This is a genomic window from Rhodococcus sp. P4_E4, from assembly GCF_056401575.1.
In genome coordinates this window covers 98,723-122,454 of record NZ_JBFUJB010000026.1, presented here as the reverse complement: position 1 = coordinate 122,454, position 23,732 = coordinate 98,723, and the positions used below count along the sequence as shown (strand labels likewise).

Sequence of the window (23,732 nt, the reverse complement as noted above, 5' to 3'; positions counted from 1 at the left end):
CGCCCCGATCAGGCCTGGCCGGCTGCCGCGTTGATCGGTGCCATGTCGAAATAGTCGCGCCAGGCTTTGATCTTTCCGTCCTCGACTTCGAATACCCCCATGACCGGGAGCGCTACCTCGGCGCCGTTGATGGTGAAGACGTCGACGCGCTCGTTCATGACGGTGTTGCCGTCCGCGACCTGACGCTTGATCTGAAAGTCGATGTTGCCGAAGGCACCGACAAACTGCTCGATGAACGCCCGGACGGCCTCGCGACCGACCACGGGCTCCATCGGAATGTTGTGATAAACGACGTCATCGGTGAAGTAGTCGACGATCTTTGCAACATCGGCGGCCGCCCACAGCGCGCAGAAATCGGTGATCAGCTTGTCCGATGTCATTGTGTTCCAGCCTCTTTCGAATCGTTTTCGTAGGGTTCGATGATTGCCAGGATGCTTTCGATCTCGCCTGCCGGTATCCCGAAGTACTCGGTGACGAAAACTGTGACGGCCGGTGCCTGGCCAGGTGTTCCGAGGTCGAGCAGATACCGCGCGACGACGCTCTCGCCCCACTCACGCAGCGCGAGTTCACGTATCGCCACGATTCCGCGATATTGCTGCCCCTGTTCGAGCTCGTTGCTGATGAACGCGCCGGTGTCACCGGTTCGCTGACCGTTCTCGACCCGCCAGGCGTCAGCTGCGAATCGGACCTTCGTTGCGTCGTGAGTGAGCAATGCGTTCACGTATTCACGCGCCATGGCGACGCGCCCACTGACCGCAGACTCCGTGGAGTGCTTGGCAATTGCACCCAGGATCGACTCAGCCAACTCCGGTCGGCAGATCACGAGATCCGGAAGGTAGGGGTGAGATTCGTTGTAGAGCAGCGGCGAACCGTCGATGCGGCTGCAATGCAGCCCGGCCGCCTGTCCGACGCCGACGGGTGCGGCCGAATCCCATTCCCACTGCCCACCGGCATGCAGGTAGGCGTCGACCTCGCCTCGCACGACCGCCATCGCCTTGGCGCCGGCCGATCCCATGTGCACCACGTCGGCGCCGAGTTCGGCTGCCACCGCCTCGGTGAATGCGGGCGGTCGCGATCCGCTGACTACTACGCGGAGCGGCGAATTCGCGGGAACCGAATCGGCCTCGTCGCCACTGGAGTACACCGCTCCGAGCGCCGGCTGAGCAACCGCGGCTGCGGTAATTCCGCTACCGCGCTCCCAAAGCGCCACGTGCACTGCCCAATCCGCGTGATCCGGCAAGCCGTATTCCTTGGAGCCGTCCAGCGGATCGATGATCCAAACCCGGGATGCGTCCAGACGATTGCGATCATCGGCAGACTCCTCCGAGAGCACGGAATCCTCCGGCCGCTCGGCGGCCAACCGGTCGAGGATGTAGGAATCGGCGGCCTTGTCGCCCCGGCGACCAAGCTCACGACCGTCGTCGACACCCAGGCCCTCGGCTCGGATCCCCAGGAGGATCGCACCAGCGGCCTGCGCCAATTCCGCCGCGAGTGCCTCGTCGGCGATTCTGCTGTGTGTGGATTCGCTCACCGGTCCAACACTTCCATAATTCGCAGCGCAAGTTCGGTAGGCGTTCCGTCTTCGGGTCTGATCACCAGCTCGGCACTGACTGGAGCCTCGTACGGATCGTCGACTCCGGTGAAACCCTTGATTTCCCCGGCCCTGGCCTTGGCGTACATACCCTTGGGGTCTCGGGCTTCACATTGCTCGATCGGGGTGTCGACGTAAACCTCGACGAACTTCAGCCCGGCGGCCTCGTGCGCCGCCCGCACTCGATCACGATCTTCGCGGTACGGGCTGATCAGGCAGGCCACTGCCACTGCACCTGAATCAGCGAACAACTGCGCCACCGAGCCGACTCGGCGGACGTTCTCGGCTCGGTCCTCGGCACTGAATCCCAGATCCGCGTTCAATCCGTGCCGGAGGTTGTCGCCGTCGAGGCGGTACGCCGGGATACCCGCGGCCACCAAGCGGCGTTCGAGTTCCACCGCGATCGTCGACTTACCCGAGGCCGAGAGACCGGTGAGCCAGACGGTGGCGCCGGCAGTCGCACGTTCCTCACGAGAAACCTCCGCACTGTGCCAGACGACGCGCGATTCCTTGAGTGTCGGACCGTTGATCATTCCGGCCGCGACGGTATTACCCGTGGTCTCGTCCACGAGAATGAAGCTGCCCGTCACCCGATTGCGGCGGTAGGGATCGAACATCAACGGCTGCTGCGTCTTGATCGAGATGCGACCGATCTCGTTGAGGGACAGAGATTCTGCCTTCTCGTCGCGGTGCAGAGAATTCACGTCCAGGCGATAGTCGAGCTTGACGATCTGCGCTTTCGTGGAGCGCGTGGTGTGCAGCAACGAGTAGCGGTTGTTCTCCGACAGGGTGGTCTGTTCAGTCAACCAACAGACCATCGCATCGATTTCCTGCCCGACCTGCGGCCGGTTGTTGAGCCGACACAATTGGTCCCCGCGGCTGACGTCGAGATCGTCGGCCAGCTCGATGCAGACGGCCGAGGGCGCAAACGCCTCGTCGATCACGTCACCGCCCGGCCCGTGGACTGCCTTCACCGTCGAGGTGAATCCTGAAGGTAATGCCACGATTTCGTCGCCGGGTTTGAAGACGCCACTGGCCACCGTTCCGGCGTATCCACGGAAATCGTGGAGGTCGGCATCCGTTTGCTTCTGCGGACGGATCACGTACTGCACCGGGAAACGCGCGTCGATCAAGTTGCGATCCGAAGCGATGTGTACCTGCTCGAGATGGTGCAGCAGAGAAGGCCCGTCGTACCAGGACATGTTCTCGGTCCGGGCAACGATGTTGTCCCCCAACAGCGCCGACACCGGAATGAACGTCAGATCGTGGACGTCCAGTTTGATCGCGAATTGCCGGAATTCTTCCTTGATCTCCTCGAACCGTTCCTGAGACCAGCCCACGAGGTCCATTTTGTTCACACACAGCACGAGGTGGGGTATCCCCAGGAGAGTCGACAAGAAAGCGTGCCGTCGCGTCTGTTCGAGCACACCCTTGCGTGCATCCACCAGGATCAGGGCAAGGTCGGCCGTCGAAGCGCCGGTCACCATGTTGCGGGTGTACTGCTCGTGCCCGGGTGTGTCCGCGATGATGAACTTCCGGTGAGGGGTCGCGAAATACCTGTGGGCCACGTCGATCGTTATGCCCTGTTCACGCTCGGCGCGCAATCCGTCGGTCAGTAGCGCGAGGTTGGCGTACTCGTCGCCGCGTTCTCGACTGCTTCGCTCCACGGCCTCGAGTTGGTCCTCGAAGATCGACTTGGAGTCGTAGAGCAACCGGCCGATGAGTGTCGATTTTCCGTCGTCGACACTGCCCGCTGTAGCGACTCTCAGCAGTTGCGGCATCAGAAGTACCCCTCTTTCTTACGATCTTCCATGCCAGCTTCGGAAATCCGGTCATCAGCTCTGGTTGCGCCACGCTCCGTGATACGGCTCGCCGCAACTTCTTCCACGACAGCGGCCGGTGTTTCGGCCGACGATTCGACGCATCCGGTACAAGTTGCGTCGCCGACCGTACGGAAGCGCACCAACGCCTCGTAGGACTCCTCGCCGGCACGAAGTTCGAGGAAGCGGGTGCGTGCCAACAACATTCCGTCGCGCGGAACAACTTCGCGACGATGGGCGTAGTAGATGCCGGGAAGGTCGATCCGTTCCTTCTCGATGTACTGCCAGATATCGAGCTCTGTCCAGTTGGAGAGCGGGAAGATCCGAATGTGTTCACCCTTACGGTGTTTGCCGTTGTACAGGTTCCACAGTTCAGGTCGCTGCACCTTGGGATCCCACTGCCCGAACTCGTCCCGGAAGCTGAACACCCTCTCTTTGGCGCGCGCCTTCTCCTCGTCTCGGCGAGCACCACCGAACACGGCGTCGAACTTGTTGTCGCGAATTCCGCGCAGCAACGCGTGCGTCTGCAGGCGATTGCGACTGGAACCGACTCCGGTGTCCTCGATGACGCGTCCGGCGTCGATGTCGTCCTGCACACTGGAGACGACAAGACGCAGGTTGAAGCGATCGACCGTGCGGTCGCGGAACTCGATCACCTCGTCGAAATTGTGACCGGTGTCAACGTGCATCACGGCGAACGGCAATGGAGCAGGCCAGAATGCCTTGGCCGCTACGTGCAGCATCACGACGGAATCCTTACCTCCGGAGAACAGGAGGACCGGCTTTTCGAAAGTCGCTGCGACTTCGCGGAAAATATGGACCGCCTCCGCTTCGAGTGCCCGCAAATGCGACAACTCGTAGGTGGGCGGGGTCTGGAGTGTTGCCATGTCTTTCGCTCCTGAGCATCACGTACTCCGTGCGGAACACCATTTCCGCATCGGTACATTTATGTACCGGACTGGTTCTAAATTGAACGCAATCACAGAATAGAACTCGTTCTACCCAAAGGTCAATGACCGGCAATCAGACGTCACAAACCGCGAACCGGACTCCGGCCACCAACTTCCGCCGTCACCGCATCCGCCGCCGCAACCAACGCCGCGGCCCTTCGCTCGATCTCGGCGCCGGTGATCGCCCCGCCCACATAAAGTGTCAGCACAAGGGCCTGATGCCCTTCGGCGTCGTAGGTCGGGGCCGCGATGAGACTGACGGGATGCTCGTCGTCAGAGCTGATGTCGCGCCCGAGATACACCCTCTCGCCCAGGCTCGACACCATCTCCCCGAGCAGTTCACGCACCTCCGGCGGAAGATCGTGCGTCGCAACGCCCGCCATCAACGTGTGCAGTCGCTGCCCGACTGGATCCAGACTCTCGACCAGATACCCCGCAGCGCGACACTCGCGGACCACGTTCCACAGACGCTCGCGATCCAAGCGCACCGGCAGGCTCGGCTCTTTGCCCAGCCAACTGTCCATGTCGTGATCCGAACCCCAGAGGACGTACATCAGTCCGACCGGTGGTGCGAACGGGTACACCTGACCGACCTTGGCAGCGCGACGCGCTCCGATCGGTCCGGTCACTTCGAGAACGCTGATCTGATCACCGATCACACCGGACGCCGTGCACGTCGTTCCGAACTCCGTGCTCACTTTCTCCAGATGGGTGCGGGCAATGGGTCCGACGGCAAATCCTCGCTGAGCTGCACGTCCGGCCGCGATCAAGGCCGGACCGAGCCCATAGGTCTTCGACACCTCGTCCCGAGTCAGGTATCCACGATCAGCCAGCGCCGTGAGGATTCCCAAGCAGGTGGGCTTGCTGATCTCGAGCGCGCGGGCCAGTTCCGACAGCCCGAACCGCTGATCAGGGCGGCCGACGAGGTAGTCGAGCACCTGAACCACCCGTTCGGTGGGAGGCGATTGTCTCCCCCTCTGGCGTGCTGCTTCAGGCGTCTTCTCCGGTCCACCCATTGACCACTCCCTAGAACGCGTTCTATTGTCGAAATACCCAACATCTACCAAATAGGTACATATTTGTACCACGACGCTCTGGACCGGCGACATAGTCGGAACTGTGAGGAGCCAGCGTGCTGACGGACCCGTTTGCCGAGGCGATCGCCGAAGCCGAGAAATTGATCGAGACTGCGCCGCACATCAGATCCGAACAGGATCTACTGGAGGGATACCAATATCTGGCCGGCGGAATCATCGCGACGACGCATGCCGCCTGGGCCAGCGAAAAGACCCATCCGAGTTTCATCCAGGGCACCGGACCATTCACCAAGATGGGTCTCGACAACCCGGACACCCTCTACTTCGGCGCCCGTATCAACGACGACAAGGAATACAAGGTCACCGGAAAGCGCGGCACCACAGCCGATCTCAGCTTCCAGGTGTTGAGTGGGAACTACACCAACTCGAACGTTCCCGGCAGCGAAATCGCCTTCGACGACCGCGAGCTGGAGATAGACGACGACGGCAACTTCGTCGCTTGGTTCGGCCCCGGCCCCGCCGACGGACGAGCCAACTACTACACCCTGGCGCCCGGATCCTCGCAGCTGGTCGTTCGCGAGGTCTACAGCGACTGGAGTCAGCAGCGCGGCGTGATCCGCATCGAGCGCACCGATTCGATCGGGATAGCGCCGCCACCTCTCACCGCCGAAGAGACCGAGAAGCGTTACGCCCGGGCTGGGAAGGCACTGGTCACGCGGGTCAAGACGTGGCTCCAGTTCCCGGAGTGGTTCTACCTCAAGCTCACGGTCAACACCATGACCGAACCACGCCTGACACCGGGCGGGCTGGCAACGCAGTACTCGTCGGTGGGACATTACGAACTCACCGACGAGCAGGCGATGATCATCACCGTTCCCGCCTCCGACGCACCGTATCTCGGCTTCCAACTGGGGAGCCTCTGGTACATCTCACTGGACTACGTCAATCATCAGACCTCCCTCAACAACGGCCAGGCACAGGTCGATCCGGACGGGATGGTCCGAATGGTGGTCAGCGAGAAGAACCCCGGTGTCACCAACTGGATCGAAACCGTCGGACATCCGCGCGGCATTCTGCAGTTCCGTTGGCAGCGCGTGTCCCGCGAGCTGACGCCGCAGGACGGTCCCGCCGTCGAAATTGTCGCCGTCGCAGATATTGCGAAGCACCTGCCGCATTTCGACACCAACACCATCACCGCCGAGGACTGGGCAGCGCGCATTGCCCAGCGCCAGGCCGCCATCGACAACCGAATGCTGGGGTAATCATGACCGCCTTGCTCGAAGACCGTGTAGTAGTCATCTCCGGAGTCGGCCCGGCACTCGGCCGCGCTCTGGCCCTTCGATGTGCGTCGGCCGGCGCGAGTCTTGTTCTCGCAGCACGTACGCAATCGCGACTCGACGACGTTGCGAAAGAAATAGTCGATGCCGGTGGGCGCGCCGTCACCGTTGCCACCGACATCACCGACCAGGCTTCCGCCGAGAATCTGGTGGCCGAGTCCATTGCCGCCTACGGCAAAGTGGACACTCTGATCAACAATGCATTCTCGATTCCGTCGATGAAACCGTTGGCTCGCACCGATTACCAGCACATCCGCGACAGCATCGAACTGACCGTTCTCGGGGCGTTGCGCCTGACTCAGCTGTTCACGCCGGCACTTGCCGAGTCGGACGGCTCCGTGGTGAACATCAATTCGATGGTGTTGCGGCATTCGCAAGAGCGTTACGGCAGCTACAAGATGGCGAAGTCGGCCCTGCTCGCCATGTCGCAGTCCCTGGCCACCGAACTCGGCCCGCAGGGAATTCGTGTCAATTCGATTGCACCCGGCTATATCTGGGGCGACACCCTCAAGGGATACTTCGCGCACCAGGCGGAGAAGTTCGGCATGACTGTCGAGCAGATCTACGAGCACACTGCGTCGAACACCGACCTCAAGCGCCTGCCGACGACGGATGAAGTATCCGATGCGGCGATCTTCCTGGCGTCCCCGATGGCCAGCGCGATCACCGGCCAATGCATCGACGTCAACTGCGGCGAATTCCATCACTAGGAGCACCATGACTGAACGCACTCACGTCGGCACCGTCGAGGATCTCCATGCCTCGGCGACGCGGATGACCGGCCTGACGGACTTCGGCGTCGACGATTACACCGAGGCTCTGTCGGTCCTCCTCGAGTCTTACGACCGCGACGAGGATCTGACGCCCTTCGGCAGCAAGATCTCTCGGGTATTCCTTCGCGGCGCCCTGGTGGCCCGTCTCCTCAGCGAATCGGCGTGGAAGGAGCATCCGGAACACGCCGACGTCAAGATCGAGCGGCCGATCTTCGTCACCGGATTGCCACGCACGGGCACCACTGCCTTGCACCGCCTCCTCACGGTCGACCCGGCTCACCAGGGCCTCGAGATGTGGCTGACCGAGTTCCCTCAGCCTCGCCCGCCTCGCGATACGTGGGAATCGAACCCGGTCTTCGCCAAGATCGAGGAGACATTCGGTCAACACCACGTCGAGCATCCCGAATTCATGGGCGTGCACTACATGTCGGCCAGTGAAGTCGAAGAATGTTGGCAACTCTTGCGTCAGACGTTCAAGTCCGTGTCGTACGAGTGCCTGGCGAATCTACCCACGTACTCCGCATGGCTGAAGGACCAGGAGTGGTCGAACGCCTATGCACGACACAAGAAGAACCTGCAGCTGATCGGTCTGCCCGATCAGGATCGACGGTGGGTCCTCAAGAACCCGAGCCACCTGTTTGCGCTCGACGAATTGATGGAGGCGTACCCCGACGCTCTCGTCATCCAGACTCACCGCTCCCCTACGACGATCATTCCGTCGGTATGCAGCCTGGCCGCCCAGGCGACAGAGGGTTGGTCGAACACGTTCACCGACAAGGTGATCGGCGAAAGTCAGCTCGAATTGTGGGCCAGGGGGCTCGAGCAGTTCGACAGTGCACGCGCACACCACAATCCCGCGCAGTTCATCGACGTCGACTATCAGGACTTCGTCACCGATCCACTGGGAACCGTCGAGAACATCTACACGCACTTCGACATCCCGTTGACATCTACCGCCCAGCAGTCGATGGAGGCCATGCACGAGGAAAGCCGCTCGGGTGCTCGCAAACCGTCGCACAAGTACACGCTCGAGGAGTTCGGCCTGACGAAGGAACAGGTGGAGGAGCGATTCGGAACTCGCTGACCACCGCTGGTCGACGACCTCGCTGACGACTGAAGCCCCCGCCGGACGGCGGGGGCTTCAGTACGCAACTCGGTCAGCTGCTGAAATGCTCGCTGAGCAACCGGTCCAACTCCGTCGGCGCCTCGTCGGGAATCCAGTGGCTCACACCCCGGAGAACTTCGAACCGATACGGACCGTCGACAAACGCGGGAGTGAGGGCAGAACCCTTGGGCCCGATGGCGGCGTCGCCGTCACTCCAGACGTGCAGGGTCGGCACGGTGACCCGGGCAGCTGCCGGGTTCGGCTTGGTCATCCACATCGCGCGGTACCAGTTCAGACCGCCGCGCAGTCTGCCGGGAGCGAGCATGGCGTTCAGATCGCGCCGCGCATTCTCCGGCGTCTGCCCACTCGAGACCAGGAACTTCTCGCCCAGCGATGACGAGGCCAGAATCTTCTCAGGAACGAAGGGTAATTGGAACGCCCCCATGTACCACGATTTCAGTCCCTGAGTGCTGGTCACCATCGCCTTGATGAAGGCCAGCGGGTGCGGAACCGACACCGTGGTAACGGTATCGAGCAAATCCGGCCGTTCGGCAGCCACCTGCCACGCGACCGCGGCACCCCAGTCGTGGCCGACCAGGTGCACCTTCCCCACACCGAGTGTGTCGATCAGCGCGACAGTGTCGGCGGCGAGTTCGGACCCGCGGTAGGCCCAGCGCGCTTTCGGCCGGGCACCGGGTGAGTACCCTCGCTGGTCCGGCGCCACGGTGCGGAAGCCGCGGGCGTGCAGTAACGGCGCGAGGTGATCCCATGAGCGGGAATCCTGCGGAAATCCGTGCAGGAGGACCACGACCGGACCGTCTGCCGGTCCTTCGTCGCGTACGTCGAAAGTCAGCCCGGACCGGGAGTACGAGGTGAGGCGATCCGCCGGCGTAGTCATAGCGCCACGCTAGTCTTCGCGGCCCGTGTAATCGGAGCCTTTTCACCTGCGCGCAGGAACTGGCCTGTCTTTTCGATGCCGAATCCCGGGGCGAATTCACCTTCGCGGTAGACGAGTCGGCCGTTGATCACTGTCGCGACGGCCGCATCGTCGCTGCGGTTGACCATTCGACTGATCCCGCCGTACTCGGGAACGGTTGCCTCGAACAAGCCGTCGACCGACTCGTCGAGCCCGGCTGGATCGATGACAACGAAGTCCGCGCGGTCGCCCTGGCGTAGATGTCCGGCGTCGATGCCGTACCAGTCCGCCAGTTCACCGGTCAGGCGGTGGATTGCGCGCTCGATGGTGAGGAACGGCTTGCGGTCACTCTGAGCGTCCTTGACGCGCTTGAGGAGTCGCACCGGGTAGTTGTAGAACGCCATGTTGCGCAGATGTGCGCCGGCATCGCCGAAGCCCATCTGCACACCGGAACTCGCGGCGAGTTTCTTCGCGAACTTGGGCCGGTGATTGGCAATGGTGGTGCGCCAGCGAAGATCTCGCCCGTACTTCACCACCAGGTCGAGGTACGCGTCCACCGGGTGCACTCCGCGGATGTCACCGACCTGACCGAAGTTCTTGCCGATCAACGTCTCGTCCGGGCATCCCACGATGACCGCATCGTAGAAATTGCGATGCCAGATGCGGGGTGAGAACTTGTTGTCGTAGTCCTTACGGAATGCGCGACGGTACGACTCGTCCTGGAGCAGTTCGTTGCGCTCCACCTGGTCCTTGAGATGTAAAGCGGCGGCGCCGGCACCGAACTCCTCGAACACGACGAGGTCAATTCCATCCGCGTAGACGGTGAAGGGAACCGGAAGGTGCTGCCACTTGAAATCGGTCTTCGCGAAGCGATTGAGCAGTGGGGCCGCAGCGAGCATGAAGTACACGATCACCGGGTAGGCCTTCGAATCCGCACCGGAGAGCAGCGACGTCTTGAGCGGCTTCTTGCGTCCGATGGCGGAGCTTTCGGCGAAGAACGCCGCGACGTTCGGATGCAGGTTGATGGTCGGAGCGCTCTGCAAGATCTTTCCGCGATCACGAAGGATGCGGTTGAGGAATCGGAACTCTTTCCACCGTGCATACGTCGACGGCAAAGAGCGAGAACGGTATTCGTCGCCGTCGATCTTGTCGAGGGCATTGGTCATCGACGACAGGCCTAGCATCCCCGCATCGATGGCGTCCTCGAGCATCGAGCCCATCCGGCCGAGTTCCGAGCGGGTCGGCTTGACCTTCTTGTCGGTGCCGCGCCCCAATCCGAGTACGTGCGTGCGGATGTCGGAGTGGCCGATGAATGCCGCGACATTGGGTCCGAGGGGAAGGGCTTCGAGTGCGGCGGTGTAGGCCGCGGGACCGGTCCAGGTCTTGTTCGCTTCGAGGATGCGCAGCACCGCGTCGTGGGGAACTGCTTCGACCCGGCTGAACAGGTCAGCTATCTCACGCGGGGTCGAATACACCGTCGACAGCGAGCAATTGCCGAGCACGACCGTAGTGACGCCGTGGCGAACCGATTCCGGAAGGCCTGGACTGACCAAGGCTTCGGCGTCGTAGTGCGTGTGGACGTCGACAAAGCCCGGGAGAACCCACTTGCCGGCCGCGTCGATCACCTCGGTGTCCGGCCCGATCTCCAGGCGCGTCGTGGACACCTCCGCGACCACGCCGTCTCGAATTCCGAGATTTCGACGCAGACCAGGAGCCCCCGTCCCGTCGAACCACAACCCGTCGTTGACCACGATGTCGAAAGCAGACACTGTCGGACTCCTCGCCTCACGTATGTGTTACCTCACGTTATAGACAGCGTTGAGTAAAAGTCAATGAACCTTCCGAACCAATACATAAGATGTCGGAATGGCCGCAGTCCCCCGCTCCCCCGAAGACCGTCAGAGGCAAATCCTCGAGGTAGCAGTGCACATGTTGCGGACCGAGCCTTTCGACCAACTGTCGATGGATCGTGTCGCAGCCGAGGCCGGTGTCTCGCCGCCACTGCTGTTTCACTACTTCAAGAACAAGAAGGGTTTCCAGAACGCCATCCTCGAGGCCGCCTCGGCCGATCTCGAAGATCGAATGCGACCGGATCCCGAACTACCGATCACGTCCCAGCTGCGTTCAGGTATCGAAACATTCGTCGATGCCGTTATCGAGCACCCCACCATTTACCTCGCCGTGATGCGGATGGCCGGCAGTGGCGACGTCCGGATGCGCACGATCTACCGCGGGATGCGCCGAACGTTCACCACGTGGATCGTCGCGGCGCTCACAAATCTGGGCATCGAATCGAATGCGACCGTCGAGGCGACCATCGCCGGGTGGCAGGCATTCATGGAGGAAATAGTCGTCAACTGGATCGACGAGCCGACCCTCGAACGAGGCGAGATGGTCGACCTCTGCGAACGAATTTTCTACCACTGCCTACCGGCGGCGGGCATCAGCGTGGAACAAATAGTGGCGGCCACCATGGCTGCGACGGCCAGTGAGTCCGGCGCAACAAAACTGTGATCTTCGCGCCGGGGTTTCACAGGTGGTCACGATTGGGTATCTTGCTTGCAGTGGCGCTGGACCACGACCCCAACACATGAAGGATCCAACATGGAGTCTGTCGAAAACGTATTGCCCGAGGGTGTCAAGCTCGAAGACGTCTTGAGTGTCCTCAAGGTCGCAGTTGCGGGCATCGGCCTCATCAGCGCACTTTCGGCATTCAGCTGATCGCAAAGCGTCATCGACAGGCCGGACTTCGGGGAGTCCGGCCTGTTTTTTGTTTCCGCTCCTGAACAATCCGTGAACTTTTCAGCAACTTCAGCGCAAAGTGGCCATTTCGACCAAAACAAGCGTCCAGTTTGCTAACTTGTGTCTGCGACACAAGGTCGTACAGAAACACCACGCAGACACAACCTTGTACATACAAACCTGTACATACGACACGGAGGACCGAAACATGGGTTCCATCAACACCCTCAGCGCCGTCATCGACATCATCAAGGTCGTCCAGCCGTTGATCGCCAAGCTCAACCTCAGCTGATTCGCTTGCACCACACCCCTGCCAGGGCGTAACTCGAAATGGGGCCGACATTGTCGGCCCCATTTTCCGTAGGTGCTCTATCTCAGCCGAGTGCCTTCTTGATCTCTCCTGCCAGTACCGACGCCAGCTGCGGCGGCACCGCATTGCCGATCATCGTGCGCACCGCTCCCCACTTACCCTCGAAGACGTAGTCGTCGGGAAAGGTCTGGAGGCGAGCAGCTTCTCGAACGGTCAACGATCGCGTGTGTTTCGGATGCACGTTGCGTGAAGCCGAGATCATCCCGAAAGTGGTTCCGACCGTGGACGCCGGCTCGTCCCACCGGAGGCGCTTGTACGTCGTGTTGTACCCGGACGACGGTCGCATGGCCGGATCTTCGTTGTCGTGCGCCGACATTCCTTCTGGTACATCACGCAGCCACCGCAAGACGTGCTCGGGATGCTCGACGGCCCAGTGCAGCGGGTCCGTCTCGCAAGCCTGCCCGGATTCCAGCGGGGCCAGGTCGACGGTGGCATCGCGAAAAGTCCTCAGCGGCGCAACACCATTCACGCCGTGAGTCTTCGGCGGAAAACGCAGCGGCCCGATACTACTGTCGCGGCGGGTCGCCACGATGAACACTCGTTCCCGGAACTGCGGGACGCCGTAATCCTGCGCATTGACCGTGTTGACCGACGCGTCGTAACCGCATGCAGCCATCTCGCCGAGAATCCGGTCGACGACCATCCCACCGTCCGGGTCCTTCATGCTGAGCAGCAGTCGCACGTTTTCCATCACCAAGACCTTCGGCTTCACCAATTCGGCGAGCTGCAGCAGGTTCCGGAAGAGATGGTTGCGCGGATCGTCGCGGTCTCGCCGGCCGGCAAGGCTGAACCCCTGACACGGCGGTCCCCCAGCCAACACATCGATGTCCACTTGTGCCAGAAGATCTTTCACCCGGGCTTCGTCGATCGCCCGAACGTCCTCGCCGAGGCACCTCGCGCCGGGGAAGTTCCGATCGAAGGTCGCACGCGCCTCCGGCACGACTTCGATGTATCCCTCCACCGAAAACCCCGCCATCCGAAAGCCTTCGGCCATACCGCCACAACCCGAGAACGCTGTCAATACGGTGGGGCCGCCGCTTCCTGCCCCCGCGACGGCACGCCGGGCCACCGAGGCGGGGTCGTTGACCGGTGTCACTCGACGCGCACGGGTACTGCCGCTCGATCGCTTCCGGGGTGCCGCGTACGTACCCTCACGCTTGGCCGCTTCCAGCGCGGAGAGGGCCGTGAGAACTGCTCGTTCCGCCGGTGGCTTCGGATACGCCTTGTCGAGTTCCCACGCGGAGACGACGGCTGACGAGACTCCCGCTTGACGGGCGAACTGGAACTGACTGATCCCCACGTCCAAGCGCCGTGATCGCAGGTCCTGTCCCGAAATCAATTCAGTGCCTCACTCATATGGTCCGCTCGCTCCGGCAGCCCAGACTATCGCAGCCGACCCCGTGAACCGGGACCTCACAAGGAAGACCGGCAGGCGGTATGCCTGCCGGTCTCCGACACGAGCGGATGACGGGACTCGAACCCGTGTGAACGGCTTTGCAGGCCGGTGCCTAGCCACTCAGCCACACCCGCGTCAGTGAGTAACTCTGCCCTGAGTCACGGCGTCGAACCACAGTTCCGCTCAGCATGATTCGAGTGCTATCCCACCCGCCGTTCCAGTCTCTGGGAAAACTGCGAGCCCTTCGGGAACAAATCGGTCAGTCTCGATGCTGACTCCCTCGGCGGGCGCAGATCATACGAATTTCGCCCGAACGACCGAGCAGTTCGCCAGACCCAGACAACCCAGAAGGTTTCATGAGTGCCGAGAACACCGCCGTTGCCCCGCCCGTGAAGGCAGCCCCGCCCATAGAGGCAGCCCCGCTGGAAATGAGCAGTGTCGACCGTAAGCCCAGCGTCGGGAAGATTCTTGCCCTCGGTTCCATGACTGCGCTCGGGCCCTTCACCATCGACATGTACCTGCCCGCGCTGCCGGATATCGGCGCCGATCTCGGGGTCTCGTCGTCAACGGTTCAGCTGACTATCACCGGAACTCTCATCGGCCTCGCACTCGGACAGCTGTTGGTCGGGCCGCTCTCGGACACTCTCGGCCGCAAGAAGCCGCTGCTCGCCGGGATCGGTGTGCACATCCTGGCTTCGCTGCTGGCGGTCTTCGCACCGAGCATCGCGGTCCTCGGCATCCTGCGGGTTTTCCAGGGCATGGGCGCGGCGGCCGCGGCAGTGGTCACCATGGCGATCGTCCGCGACCTCTACAGCGGTAACACCGTTGCCGTCGTGATGAGCCGGCTGATGCTCGTGCTCGGCGTTGCGCCGATCCTGGCGCCCAGCATCGGTGGCGCCCTCCTCGTCGCCCTCGACTGGCGCGGGATCTTCGTCGTCCTGGCACTGATCGGCGTCGGCACGGCGATGATCGGTGCTTTCGGACTGTCCGAAACACTGCCGAAGGAAAAGCGTCGCCCGAGCGGATTGACGTCGGTTCTCCGCACCTACGGTTCGCTGCTCGGCGACCGCACGTTCATGGTCCTGACGCTCGTCTCCAGCGTCGGTATGGCGTCGTTGTTCGCGTATGTCTCAGGCGCGTCGTTTGTCTATCAAGATCAGTACGGCCTCAATCAGCAGGAGTTCGCACTGCTCTTCAGTGCGGGCGCGATTGCGTTGATCGGTGCTTCGCAGGTCAACGTCCGACTGCTCGATCGCTGGACTCCTCAGCAGATCACCAAGTGGGCCCTCGTGGCTGCAGTTGTCTCCGGGGCCGTCGTCATTGCCGTCGCGGTCCTGGAACTGGGCGGGCTCGCCGGATTCGTGATCGCACTGTGGGTCATGGCCGGTGCCATCGGGTTCGTTCTTCCCAACGCCCCGGCACTGGCGCTCGCTCGTCACGGCGAAGCGGCCGGTACTGCCGCGGCAATGCTCGGTGCATTCCAGTTCGGCGTCGGTGCGGCCATCGCGCCGGCCGTCGGCCTGCTGGGAAACACGAGCACAGCCCTGGCCGTCACGATGACGGCGTGTGTGTCGCTCGGTCTGGTCGCTCTTCTGGCTACGACCCGAAAGAGTGATACGACCCGAAAGAGTGAATCGGTCTAACCGGCAGCGGAGAACCACTCGCTGTAGAAGGTGGCAAGTCCCAGGACGCACGAGATCGCGACGAAGATCCAGAATCTTGCGATCACGACGGTTTCCGGCCAACCGAGTAACTCGAAGTGATGATGGATCGGGGCCATCTTGAATACGCGTCGGCCGGACGATCGGAAGACCAGAACCTGGATGATCACCGACAGGATCTCAGCCACGAACAGGGCGCCGATGATGACCATTAGCAACTCGGTGTGCGTCGTGACGGACAGGCCGACCACCAGGCCGCCCAGCGCCAAGGAGCCGGTGTCACCCATGAAGATCTGAGCCGGGGCGGCGTTCCACCAGAGGAAGCCGAGGCACGCCCCGCCTGCGGCGGCAGCGACGATCGCGAGATCCAGGGGGTCACGAACGTCGTAGCAACCGGCGGCAGGCTCGAGGACACATGAGTTCCGGTACTGCCAACCGGCGATGACGACGTAGGTCCCCAGGATCATGCCCATCGAGCCGGCCGCGAGACCGTCGAGACCGTCGGTGAAATTGACGGCGTTGGACCAGGCGAACACCAGAATGCAGAAGAAGACCACAAAGCCGATGGCACCCATGGAGAACACCGAGATATCTCGCACATGGGACAGGTACTGGCTTCCGGGGGTGACTCCGTTGTTGTTGGAGAACTGCAGGAAGAGAATGCCGAAGATGATGGCGCTCGCGAGCTGACCGACGGTCTTCGCTGTCTTGTTGAGCCCGAGATTGCGCTTCTTACGGATCTTGATGAAGTCGTCGAGAAAACCGACGATTCCCAGCGACGTGGCGAGCGCGAGAACCAACCAACCGGATGCAGACAGCCGCGGTAGCCGCGAGCCGAATCCGATGATGTGTGCCGCCAGGTAGCCCGCCCACATGCCGGCGATGATCGCGATCCCGCCCATCGACGGGGTGCCACGCTTGCCCTGATGACTCTGCGGACCCTCGATCCGAATCTCGTGCCCGAGCCCCTGCCGCGAAAGCACACGAATGAGAAACGGAGTCAGGAAGAGCGCGACGAACAACGAGACGCCACCCGCTACGAGGATTGAAATCACCCGTGGGACTCTACAGACGTAAGCGGCTGCGACACACAATCAGACAAGGCACCCGACCGCTTGCCAGCATGGGATGATCGAACTTATGTCTCCCCCCGCGCCGCTCCCCCTCGACCCCATCGAAGAGGCGCATCGTCAGTGGACGAAGCACGGTTGGAGCGATGTCGCCGACGGTATGGCTGCGGTCACGTCGGTGATGCGTGCGCAACAGATCATGATGGCGCGGGTCGAAGAGGTACTCAAGCCTCTCGGGCTGACCTTCGCCCGCTACGAACTGCTGACGCTTCTCACCTTCACCAGGTCGGGCGCGCTCCCGATGGCCAAGGCAAGCGCCCGACTCCAGGTTCACCCCACCAGCGTCACCAATGCCGTCGACCGCTTGGAGAAAGCGGAGCTGGTCAGACGGGTCCCGCATCCCAGCGATCGACGTGCGACGCTCATCGAGATCTCCGACGCGGGTCGCGCGCTGGCCCTCGAAGCCACTGAAATGCTCAACAGCAAAGTGTTCGCACACCCCGGACTCCAGCAGGACAAGCTCGAGCAATTGGTGACGATCCTCACTGAACTTCGCAAGACTGCGGGTGACTTCGACACCGGCGGCGCGCCCACCAAGTGGTGAACCGACGACCCGTACACACAAAGAAACTGCCCTCACACTCTCGACGAGTGTGAGGGCAGTTTCAGCTGTTCGAAAGTTCAGCGCTAACGAATTTCAGCGGTGCTTGAACTCGGCGGACCGCTTCTCCACGAACGCGGTCATGCCTTCCTTCTGATCCTCCGTCGCGAAGGTCGAGTGGAACACCCGACGCTCGAAGCGGACGCCCTCGGCGAGTGTGGTCTCGAAGGAACGGTTGACCGCTTCCTTGGCCATCATCGCGATGGGCAGCGACATCTCGGCGATGGTGGTTGCGGTCTTCAATGCGTCGTCGAGCAGATCGGCGGCCGGAACGATCCGGGCAACCAGGCCTGCGCGCTCGGCCTCTTCTGCGTCCATGTTGCGGCCGGTCAGGCACAGCTCCATGGCCTTGGCCTTACCCACGGCGCGCGTAAGGCGCTGTGAGCCACCGATACCCGGAATGACACCGAGCTTGATCTCGGGCTGGCCGAACTTCGCGGTATCCGAAGCGATGATGAAATCGCAGAGCATCGCCAGTTCGCAGCCACCACCGAGCGCGTACCCGGAGACGGCGGCGATCAGCGGCTTACGAGCGGCTGCGACGCGGTCCCACGGGGTGAAGAAATCTTCGACGTATGCGTCCATGTACGTCTTGGACTGCATTTCCTTGATGTCGGCGCCGGCGGCGAAGGCGCGCTCGGAACCGGTGATCAGGATGGCTCCGATGCCGTTGTCCGCTTCGAGGTCGGCAACCGCGGCGACGACCTCGTTCATCAGCTCGGAGTTCAGGGCGTTGAGAGCCTTCGGGCGGTTGAGCGTGATGACGCCGACGCGACCCTTACGCTCGAGGATGATGGTGTTGAAGTCGGTCACTACTGTCCTTCGGTCGAACGGTCACGGATGTCGTTGATGATGGCAGAGAAGTCCTGACCGCCACCGCCCGCGGCGTGGAAGCGACTGTAGAGTTCCGCGGCCTTGAGCCCGATCTCCGCATCGACGCCGTTGTTGCGCAGCGCATTTGCAGCCAGACCGAGGTCCTTGTCCATCAGCGCGACAGCAAAGCCGGGCTGGTAGTCGTTGTTGGCCGGGCTGGTGGGCACCGGTCCCGGTACCGGGCAGTTGGTGGTCAGTGCCCAGCACTGCCCCGAGGCGTTGGACGCCACGTCGAAGAGCGCCTGGTTGCTCAGGCCGAGCTTCTCGCCCAGCACGAATGCCTCGCTGATCGCGATCATCGAAATGCCGAGGATCATGTTGTTGCAGATCTTGGCAGCCTGGCCGACACCGGCGTCGCCGCAGTGAACGACCTTGCGGCCCATCACGTCCAGCAACGGTGACGCGGCCTGGAAGTCAGCCTCGGAACCGCCGACCATGAATGCCAGCGTGCCTGCGGTAGCCCCGACGACTCCACCGGAGACCGGTGCGTCGACGCTGCGGTGACCGGCCGCTTCGGCCTTGTCGTGTGCCTCGCGGGCGTCTGCGACGTCGATGGTGGAACAGTCGATGAACAGCGTGCCCGGTGTTGCCACCGGCAGCAGCTCTTCGTACAGACCCAGAACATGCTTACCGCTCGGCAGCATCGTGATCACGACGTCGGCACCGCGAACGGCATCGACCGCCGAATCCGCTACCGATGCACCGTCTTTGACTGCCTGCTCCAGCGCCGCGGGTGCCAGATCGAAACCGACGACCTTGTGTCCGGCCTTGACGAGATTGGCCGCCATCGGGCCACCCATGTGACCGAGTCCGATAAATCCAATGGTGCTCATTAGTGATGCTCCTTCGGCGGTGATCAGTTGCCTTGCGGTTGAGGGGTGAGTCCGAGCTCGTTGTCGCCCAGCGGGGCGAAGTAGGCATCGACGGATTCAGCCGTGACATCTTCGAGGGTTGCCGGCAACCACTTCGGGTTTCGGTCCTTCTCGACTACCTGGGCGCGAATACCCTCGACCAGGTCGTGTGAGGCGAGCGCTGCCGTCGAGACCCGGAACTCCTCGTTGAGGACTTCTTCCAAGCTTGCTGCTTCCTTGGCATGTCGCAGGGATCGCAGGGTCACCGACAGTGCAATCGGGGACTTGCCGAGAATCTGCTCCGCTGCCTTCTCCGCCTCGGGGATTCCACTCGCTCGAAGACGCTCGACGATGGTGGAGACGTCGTCGGCAGAGTACGCGGCGTCGATCCAGCTCTGCTGGGCCAACAGTTCCGACACCGGAGCCGGCTCCGCGTACTGCGCCACGGCGTCGGCAACCGAAGACGACGCGAGTGCGGCGATGAACGTCTCGATGTTCTCCGACGGGATGAAGTGATCCGCGAAGCCTGCTGCGATGGCATCGCCGGCGCTCAGTCGCGCCGTGGTGAGCGCGATGTGCGTTCCGAGTTCACCGGGAGCACGCGAGAGCAGGTAAGTTCCGCCCACGTCAGGGATGAAACCGATTCCGGTCTCGGGCATTCCGATCATCGAGCGCTCGGTCACGATGCGAATGTCGCCGTGTGCGGACACTCCGACGCCGCCGCCCATGACGATCCCGTCCATGATTGCGACGTACGGCTTCGGGTAGTTCGCGATCTCGGAATTGAGGATGTACTCCTCACGCCAGAAATCGAGCGAACCGGTCTTGCCGTCCTTGGCGTCGTGGTAGATCGAGACGATGTCGCCGCCGGCGCACAGACCACGCTCGCCGGCGCCCGTGAGTACGACCGCCTTGACGTCGTCGTCGGACTTCCATTCCGCGAGTGCCTTGGCCATCGCCTTGACCATCGAGTGGTTGAGGGCGTTGATCGCCTTGGGCCGGTTGAGGGTGATGAGCCCCAGTCCGTCACGCTTTTCGATCAATACCTCGAGCTCGTCGCTCATGCTGCTCCTTGCTTTCCCTGACCTGATGCGACCACGCTTCGCGCGATGACCACCCTCATGATCTCGTTGCTGCCTTCGAGGATCTGATGAACCCGAAGATCGCGGACGATCTTCTCGATCCCGTACTCAGCAAGATAGCCGTACCCGCCGTGAAGCTGGAGAGCCTTGTTGGCTACGTCGAACCCGGTGTCGGTGGCAAAGCGCTTGGCCATCGCACACAACTCCACGACGTCGGACGCTCCGTCTTCGAGTGCGGCAGCGGCGCGCCACAGCAACGTCCTGGCCGCTTCGAGTTCGGTACGCATGTCGGCGAGCTGGAACTGCAGGGCCTGCGACTCGATCAGTGCCGAACCGAAAGCTTTGCGGTCCACCAGATATGCGACTGCCTTCTCCAGCGCCGCCTGGGCCCCACCGACCGAGCAGGCGGCGATGTTCAGCCGGCCGCCGTTGAGACCCTTCATAGCGATGCGGAAGCCGCTGCCCTCTTCACCGAGCATGTTGGCGGCAGGAACTCGCACGTCTTCGAAAATCACCTGACGGGTGGGCTGCGCGTTCCAGCCCATCTTGACCTCGTTGGCACCGAACGACAGTCCGGGCGAATCCTTGGGCACGATGAACGCCGAGATCCCTTTGGCACCGGCAGATCCGGTGCGTGCCATCACGACGTACACGTCGGAAGTGCCTGCGCCGGAGATGAACTGCTTGACGCCGTTGAGGATGTAGTCGTCGCCGTCACGAACGGCCTTGGTGCTCAAGCCCGCAGCATCGGAGCCAGCGCCGGGTTCGGTGAGGCAGTAGCTGCCCAGTTGATCCATCGAGCAGAGTCCGGGGACCCACTTGTGGCGCTGTTCGTCGTTGCCGAACTGGTCGATCATCCACGTGACCATGTTGTGGATGGAGATGTACGCGGCGATCGACGGATCGCCCTTGGCCAGCTCTTCGAAGATCCGGGCAGCGTCGACGCGACTCAGCTCACTGCCGCCCACGTCTTCACGAATGTAGATACCGCCCATTCCCAGGGACGCCGCCTTACGGAGGACGTCCACCGGGAAATGCTTGGTTTGATCCCACTCCACTGCGTTGGGCGCCAGATGCTCGGCCGCGAAGTCGCGGGCAGTGTCACGAATCGCCCGCTCGTCATCGGTCAGAGTAAACATGGAAGGTAGTCCGATCAGTTCATCGTGGGGATGACGAAGTGATTGGTCTCTTCCTTCTTGCCGGAAGGCCAACGCTGCGTCACCGTCTTGGTCTTGGTGTAGAAGCGGAAGGAGTCGGGACCGTGCTGGTTCAGGTCACCGAAGCCGGAGCGCTTCCAGCCACCGAAGGTGTGGTACGCGATCGGGACCGGGATCGGCACGTTGACACCGACCATGCCGACGTTGACGCGAGCGGTGAAGTCACGCGCGGTGTCGCCGTCGCGGGTGAAGATGGAGACGCCGTTGCCGTACTCATGTTCGGTCGGAAGACGCAGTGCCTCTTCGTAATCGGCAGCGCGGACCACCTGAAGGACAGGTCCGAAGATCTCTTCCTTGTAGATGCGCATGTCCGAGGTGACGTTGTCGAACAGGGTTGCGCCGGCGAAGAATCCACCTTCGTGGCCTTCGAGGGTGAAGCCGCGGCCGTCGACGACTGCCGTTGCGCCTTCGTCGATGCCGATCTGCACGTAGTTGTTGACGCGGTCGAGGGCATCCTGGCAAACGAGCGGTCCGAAATCGACGCCTTCGTCGTCACTGCGACCGATCTTGAGCTTCGCGACGCGCTCCTTCAGCTTCGCGACAAGAGCGTCCGCGGTCTCCTCGCCGACGGGAACGGCAACCGAGATGGCCATGCAACGCTCACCGGCACTGCCGTAGCCTGCACCGATCAGGGCGTCGGCAACCTCGTCGAGGTCGGCGTCCGGCATGACGATGGCGTGGTTCTTGGCGCCACCGAAGCACTGTGCGCGCTTGCCGTGAGCTGCGGCCGTCTCGTAGATGTACTGAGCGATCGGCGTGGAGCCGACGAAGCCGACAGCCTTGATGCGATCGTCGGTGAGCAGGACGTCGACAACTTCCTTGTCACCGTTGACCACGTTGAACACACCCGCAGGCAGTCCGGCTTCGAGGAACAGCTCAGCCAGTCGCAGCGGGACGGAGGGGTCACGCTCGGAGGGCTTGAGGATGAAGGCGTTACCGGCGGCGAGGGCGGGGCCGGCCTTCCACAGCGGGATCATCGCGGGGAAGTTGAAGGGCGTGATGCCTGCGACGACGCCGAGCGGCTGACGCATGGAGTACACGTCGATGCCGGTGCCGGCACTCTCGGTGAATTCACCCTTGAGCAGGTGCGGAGCGCCGACGGCGAACTCGATGACCTCGAGGCCACGCTGGATGTCACCCTTGGCGTCGGCGACGGTCTTGCCGTGCTCGGACGAGAGGAGGCGGGCCAGAGAATCCATCTCGGCCTGAGCGAGCTGCAGGAACTTCATCAGCACGCGGGCGCGCTTCTGCGGGTTGAATGCTGCCCACACCTGCTGCGCCTCTTCGGCATTGGCGATGATGGCTTCGGTCTCGGCCTTGCTCGCGAGGGGGACGCGGGCCTGCACCTTGCCGGTGTTGGGATCGAACACGTCCGCAAATCGATCAGATGTCCCGGGAACACGCTTGCCACCGACGAAGTGCGTCAACTCGTGAACTGTCGCATTTTCAACCATTGTGCTAACCCGTTCCTTGCTCGTATGGACCGCCCAGGAGGCAGCAGTGAATATGTCTACCATCCTATAGTTGGATGTCCATGCCTTTATTAACCGCGGGGGGTTAATAAAGGCGCACAGCGCGGAGCGCGGCTGCCGCTTCCTGCGCGACTACTGCATCGGTGACGTCGTATCCGTCCGATCCCCCGCCCGGGCCACCGGACACCGCGACAACCTTGCGTGCCGAGAGATGCACCGCATCGACGCCGACGGCGGCGATTGCCGGGATGTCGTCGACGGTTATTCCGCCACCGGCCATGATCTGGATCCGGCCCGCGGCGTGTTCGACCATTCGACCGATCTCGTCGAGACCCTCGCTGCAGGTATCCGCACCCCCGGACGTCAGCACGCGGGTCACGCCCAGGTCGATCAGTTCGTCCAGCGCGGTCAGTCGGTCGGCCACCACGTCCATCGCACGATGTACCGTCACCTCGACCCTCGCACGGTCCACGCATCCGATGATGCGACGCAGCACGACGGTGTCGATCGTATTGTCTTCTGTCAGCGCGCCGACCACGATGCCGGAAGCTCCACCGGCCACGGCCGCACGTACGTCGTGCTCCATCACCCACACTTCGTCGGGTGAGAACACAAAACCTCCGGCGCGCGGACGGATCAGCGGGTGAACCGCGATCCCCACTTCCGACGCTGCCTCGATCACTCCAATGCTTGGCGTCAATCCCCCCGTCGGACCGAGCGCCGCACACAACTCGACTCGAGTCGCTCCTACCGAACGTGCGATCCTCGCCCCCCGCACGTCCTGCACCGCCAGCTCCAGAACCGTCAT

General features: G+C 62.5%; 22 protein-coding genes and 1 tRNA gene. 7 read left to right on the top strand and 16 right to left on the bottom strand.

The features are described 5' to 3' along the window. Positions 1 to 8 precede the first annotated feature (8 nt). The 5 genes from AC1DVN_RS26905 to AC1DVN_RS26885 all read right to left on the bottom strand — a co-directional run bounded on the left by AC1DVN_RS26905 (position 9) and on the right by AC1DVN_RS26885 (position 5,377). Positions 9 to 380 carry a nuclear transport factor 2 family protein gene (locus tag AC1DVN_RS26905; RefSeq protein WP_042952314.1) on the bottom strand — a complete coding sequence of 124 codons (372 nt, stop codon included), beginning with the start codon at positions 378 to 380 and terminating at the stop codon, positions 9 to 11. Next, positions 377 to 1,531 carry a 3'(2'),5'-bisphosphate nucleotidase CysQ gene (locus tag AC1DVN_RS26900; protein WP_060939013.1) on the bottom strand — a complete coding sequence of 385 codons (1,155 nt, stop codon included), beginning with the start codon at positions 1,529 to 1,531 and terminating at the stop codon, positions 377 to 379. The genes AC1DVN_RS26905 and AC1DVN_RS26900 overlap by 4 nt, the downstream gene beginning before the upstream one ends. Next, entirely contained in the window at positions 1,528 to 3,372 is a 1,845-nt protein-coding gene (gene cysC / locus AC1DVN_RS26895) for an adenylyl-sulfate kinase (protein ID WP_060939012.1), read from the bottom strand. Before cysC ends, AC1DVN_RS26900 begins: the two co-directional genes overlap by 4 nt. Continuing rightward, the gene (gene cysD, locus AC1DVN_RS26890; RefSeq protein ID WP_060939011.1) at positions 3,372 to 4,298 is read right to left on the bottom strand and encodes a sulfate adenylyltransferase subunit CysD; all 927 of its coding nucleotides are present in this window, start codon (positions 4,296 to 4,298) and stop codon (positions 3,372 to 3,374) included. Before cysD ends, cysC begins: the two co-directional genes overlap by 1 nt. A 143-nt stretch (positions 4,299 to 4,441) precedes the next feature. After that, positions 4,442 to 5,377 (bottom strand): helix-turn-helix domain-containing protein, encoded by a 936-nt coding sequence (locus AC1DVN_RS26885; protein WP_060939010.1) that lies wholly within the window; start codon positions 5,375 to 5,377, stop codon positions 4,442 to 4,444. 116 nt (positions 5,378 to 5,493) lie between these two features. On the opposite strand from AC1DVN_RS26885, the gene AC1DVN_RS26880 reads away from it, so the two are divergent. From AC1DVN_RS26880 to AC1DVN_RS26870, 3 genes are read left to right on the top strand one after another with little or no spacing between them, the layout of a single operon-like run. Next, positions 5,494 to 6,660, top strand: a complete 1,167-nt coding sequence (locus AC1DVN_RS26880; RefSeq protein WP_021344867.1) for a hypothetical protein — start codon at positions 5,494 to 5,496, stop codon at positions 6,658 to 6,660. 2 nt (positions 6,661 to 6,662) lie between these two features. Continuing rightward, positions 6,663 to 7,445 carry an SDR family oxidoreductase gene (locus AC1DVN_RS26875; protein WP_007726165.1) on the top strand — a complete coding sequence of 261 codons (783 nt, stop codon included), beginning with the start codon at positions 6,663 to 6,665 and terminating at the stop codon, positions 7,443 to 7,445. Between the two features lie 7 nt (positions 7,446 to 7,452). Beyond that, positions 7,453 to 8,592 (top strand): sulfotransferase family protein, encoded by a 1,140-nt coding sequence (locus tag AC1DVN_RS26870; RefSeq protein ID WP_020908307.1) that lies wholly within the window; start codon positions 7,453 to 7,455, stop codon positions 8,590 to 8,592. A 73-nt stretch (positions 8,593 to 8,665) separates the two neighbouring features. Here AC1DVN_RS26870 and AC1DVN_RS26865 read toward each other — a convergent pair whose 3' ends face one another. Beyond that, a complete protein-coding gene (locus AC1DVN_RS26865; RefSeq protein ID WP_141489198.1) occupies positions 8,666 to 9,511 on the bottom strand; it encodes an alpha/beta fold hydrolase in 846 nt (281 codons plus the stop codon). Further along, positions 9,508 to 11,298, bottom strand: coding sequence for an N-acyl-D-amino-acid deacylase family protein (locus AC1DVN_RS26860; RefSeq protein WP_020970060.1), 1,791 nt, complete (start codon positions 11,296 to 11,298; stop codon positions 9,508 to 9,510). Before AC1DVN_RS26860 ends, AC1DVN_RS26865 begins: the two co-directional genes overlap by 4 nt. Before the next feature lie 97 nt (positions 11,299 to 11,395). On the opposite strand from AC1DVN_RS26860, the gene AC1DVN_RS26855 reads away from it, so the two are divergent. After that, a complete protein-coding gene (locus AC1DVN_RS26855; RefSeq protein ID WP_019749202.1) occupies positions 11,396 to 12,043 on the top strand; it encodes a TetR/AcrR family transcriptional regulator in 648 nt (215 codons plus the stop codon). Positions 12,044 to 12,437: 394 nt separating this feature from the next. Further along, positions 12,438 to 12,563: a hypothetical protein gene (locus AC1DVN_RS26850; protein WP_255246884.1), complete on the top strand. Its 126-nt coding sequence runs from the start codon at positions 12,438 to 12,440 to the stop codon at positions 12,561 to 12,563. Positions 12,564 to 12,645: 82 nt separating this feature from the next. Here the strand turns inward: AC1DVN_RS26850 and dcm are convergent, their stop codons facing one another. Both dcm and AC1DVN_RS26840 read right to left on the bottom strand, forming a co-directional pair. Further along, positions 12,646 to 13,941, bottom strand: coding sequence for a DNA cytosine methyltransferase (gene dcm, locus AC1DVN_RS26845; protein WP_021344871.1), 1,296 nt, complete (start codon positions 13,939 to 13,941; stop codon positions 12,646 to 12,648). Positions 13,942 to 14,100: 159 nt separating this feature from the next. Further along, positions 14,101 to 14,171: transfer RNA gene (locus AC1DVN_RS26840), tRNA-Cys, on the bottom strand. Between the two features lie 222 nt (positions 14,172 to 14,393). On the opposite strand from AC1DVN_RS26840, the gene AC1DVN_RS26835 reads away from it, so the two are divergent. After that, positions 14,394 to 15,680 (top strand): multidrug effflux MFS transporter, encoded by a 1,287-nt coding sequence (locus tag AC1DVN_RS26835; protein WP_477994417.1) that lies wholly within the window; start codon positions 14,394 to 14,396, stop codon positions 15,678 to 15,680. On the opposite strand, the gene mraY is transcribed toward AC1DVN_RS26835, so the two are convergent. After that, a complete protein-coding gene (mraY, locus tag AC1DVN_RS26830; RefSeq protein ID WP_003941316.1) occupies positions 15,677 to 16,753 on the bottom strand; it encodes a phospho-N-acetylmuramoyl-pentapeptide-transferase in 1,077 nt (358 codons plus the stop codon). The two genes, AC1DVN_RS26835 and mraY, sit on opposite strands and share 4 nt — an antisense overlap. A gap of 85 nt (positions 16,754 to 16,838) precedes the next feature. On the opposite strand from mraY, the gene AC1DVN_RS26825 reads away from it, so the two are divergent. After that, positions 16,839 to 17,372 (top strand): MarR family winged helix-turn-helix transcriptional regulator, encoded by a 534-nt coding sequence (locus AC1DVN_RS26825; protein WP_020970065.1) that lies wholly within the window; start codon positions 16,839 to 16,841, stop codon positions 17,370 to 17,372. Between the two features lie 93 nt (positions 17,373 to 17,465). Here AC1DVN_RS26825 and AC1DVN_RS26820 read toward each other — a convergent pair whose 3' ends face one another. The 6 genes from AC1DVN_RS26820 to AC1DVN_RS26795 all read right to left on the bottom strand — a co-directional run bounded on the left by AC1DVN_RS26820 (position 17,466) and on the right by AC1DVN_RS26795 (position 23,732). Further along, on the bottom strand, positions 17,466 to 18,242 hold the full coding sequence (locus tag AC1DVN_RS26820) for an enoyl-CoA hydratase (protein WP_003941374.1): 777 nt from the start codon (positions 18,240 to 18,242) through the stop codon (positions 17,466 to 17,468). Next, positions 18,242 to 19,135: a 3-hydroxyisobutyrate dehydrogenase gene (gene mmsB / locus AC1DVN_RS26815; protein ID WP_003941308.1), complete on the bottom strand. Its 894-nt coding sequence runs from the start codon at positions 19,133 to 19,135 to the stop codon at positions 18,242 to 18,244. Before mmsB ends, AC1DVN_RS26820 begins: the two co-directional genes overlap by 1 nt. Before the next feature lie 23 nt (positions 19,136 to 19,158). After that, positions 19,159 to 20,217, bottom strand: a complete 1,059-nt coding sequence (locus AC1DVN_RS26810; RefSeq protein WP_019749206.1) for an enoyl-CoA hydratase/isomerase family protein — start codon at positions 20,215 to 20,217, stop codon at positions 19,159 to 19,161. After that, positions 20,214 to 21,374, bottom strand: coding sequence for an isobutyryl-CoA dehydrogenase (locus tag AC1DVN_RS26805; RefSeq protein WP_007726145.1), 1,161 nt, complete (start codon positions 21,372 to 21,374; stop codon positions 20,214 to 20,216). Before AC1DVN_RS26805 ends, AC1DVN_RS26810 begins: the two co-directional genes overlap by 4 nt. A gap of 14 nt (positions 21,375 to 21,388) precedes the next feature. Beyond that, on the bottom strand, positions 21,389 to 22,906 hold the full coding sequence (locus tag AC1DVN_RS26800; RefSeq protein WP_003941275.1) for a CoA-acylating methylmalonate-semialdehyde dehydrogenase: 1,518 nt from the start codon (positions 22,904 to 22,906) through the stop codon (positions 21,389 to 21,391). Between the two features lie 103 nt (positions 22,907 to 23,009). Continuing rightward, a complete protein-coding gene (locus AC1DVN_RS26795; RefSeq protein WP_020970067.1) occupies positions 23,010 to 23,732 on the bottom strand; it encodes a copper homeostasis protein CutC in 723 nt (240 codons plus the stop codon).

Excerpts from the sequence above, each read along its gene's own strand:
- AC1DVN_RS26865 (WP_141489198.1), bottom strand. The coding sequence starts at position 9,511 with ATGACTACGCCGGCGGATCGCCTCACCTCGTACTCCCGGTCCGGGCTG.
- cysD (WP_060939011.1), bottom strand. The coding sequence starts at position 4,298 with ATGGCAACACTCCAGACCCCGCCCACCTACGAGTTGTCGCATTTGCGG.
- AC1DVN_RS26835 (WP_477994417.1), top strand. The coding sequence starts at position 14,394 with ATGAGTGCCGAGAACACCGCCGTTGCCCCGCCCGTGAAGGCAGCCCCG.
- AC1DVN_RS26875 (WP_007726165.1), top strand. The coding sequence starts at position 6,663 with ATGACCGCCTTGCTCGAAGACCGTGTAGTAGTCATCTCCGGAGTCGGC.
- AC1DVN_RS26905 (WP_042952314.1), bottom strand. The coding sequence starts at position 380 with ATGACATCGGACAAGCTGATCACCGATTTCTGCGCGCTGTGGGCGGCC.
- mmsB (WP_003941308.1), bottom strand. The coding sequence starts at position 19,135 with ATGAGCACCATTGGATTTATCGGACTCGGTCACATGGGTGGCCCGATG.
- AC1DVN_RS26795 (WP_020970067.1), bottom strand. The coding sequence starts at position 23,732 with ATGACGGTTCTGGAGCTGGCGGTGCAGGACGTGCGGGGGGCGAGGATC.
- AC1DVN_RS26870 (WP_020908307.1), top strand. The coding sequence starts at position 7,453 with ATGACTGAACGCACTCACGTCGGCACCGTCGAGGATCTCCATGCCTCG.
- AC1DVN_RS26810 (WP_019749206.1), bottom strand. The coding sequence starts at position 20,217 with ATGAGCGACGAGCTCGAGGTATTGATCGAAAAGCGTGACGGACTGGGG.
- AC1DVN_RS26855 (WP_019749202.1), top strand. The coding sequence starts at position 11,396 with ATGGCCGCAGTCCCCCGCTCCCCCGAAGACCGTCAGAGGCAAATCCTC.
- AC1DVN_RS26805 (WP_007726145.1), bottom strand. The coding sequence starts at position 21,374 with ATGTTTACTCTGACCGATGACGAGCGGGCGATTCGTGACACTGCCCGC.
- AC1DVN_RS26885 (WP_060939010.1), bottom strand. The coding sequence starts at position 5,377 with ATGGGTGGACCGGAGAAGACGCCTGAAGCAGCACGCCAGAGGGGGAGA.
- AC1DVN_RS26825 (WP_020970065.1), top strand. The coding sequence starts at position 16,839 with ATGTCTCCCCCCGCGCCGCTCCCCCTCGACCCCATCGAAGAGGCGCAT.
- cysC (WP_060939012.1), bottom strand. The coding sequence starts at position 3,372 with ATGCCGCAACTGCTGAGAGTCGCTACAGCGGGCAGTGTCGACGACGGA.
- AC1DVN_RS26800 (WP_003941275.1), bottom strand. The coding sequence starts at position 22,906 with ATGGTTGAAAATGCGACAGTTCACGAGTTGACGCACTTCGTCGGTGGC.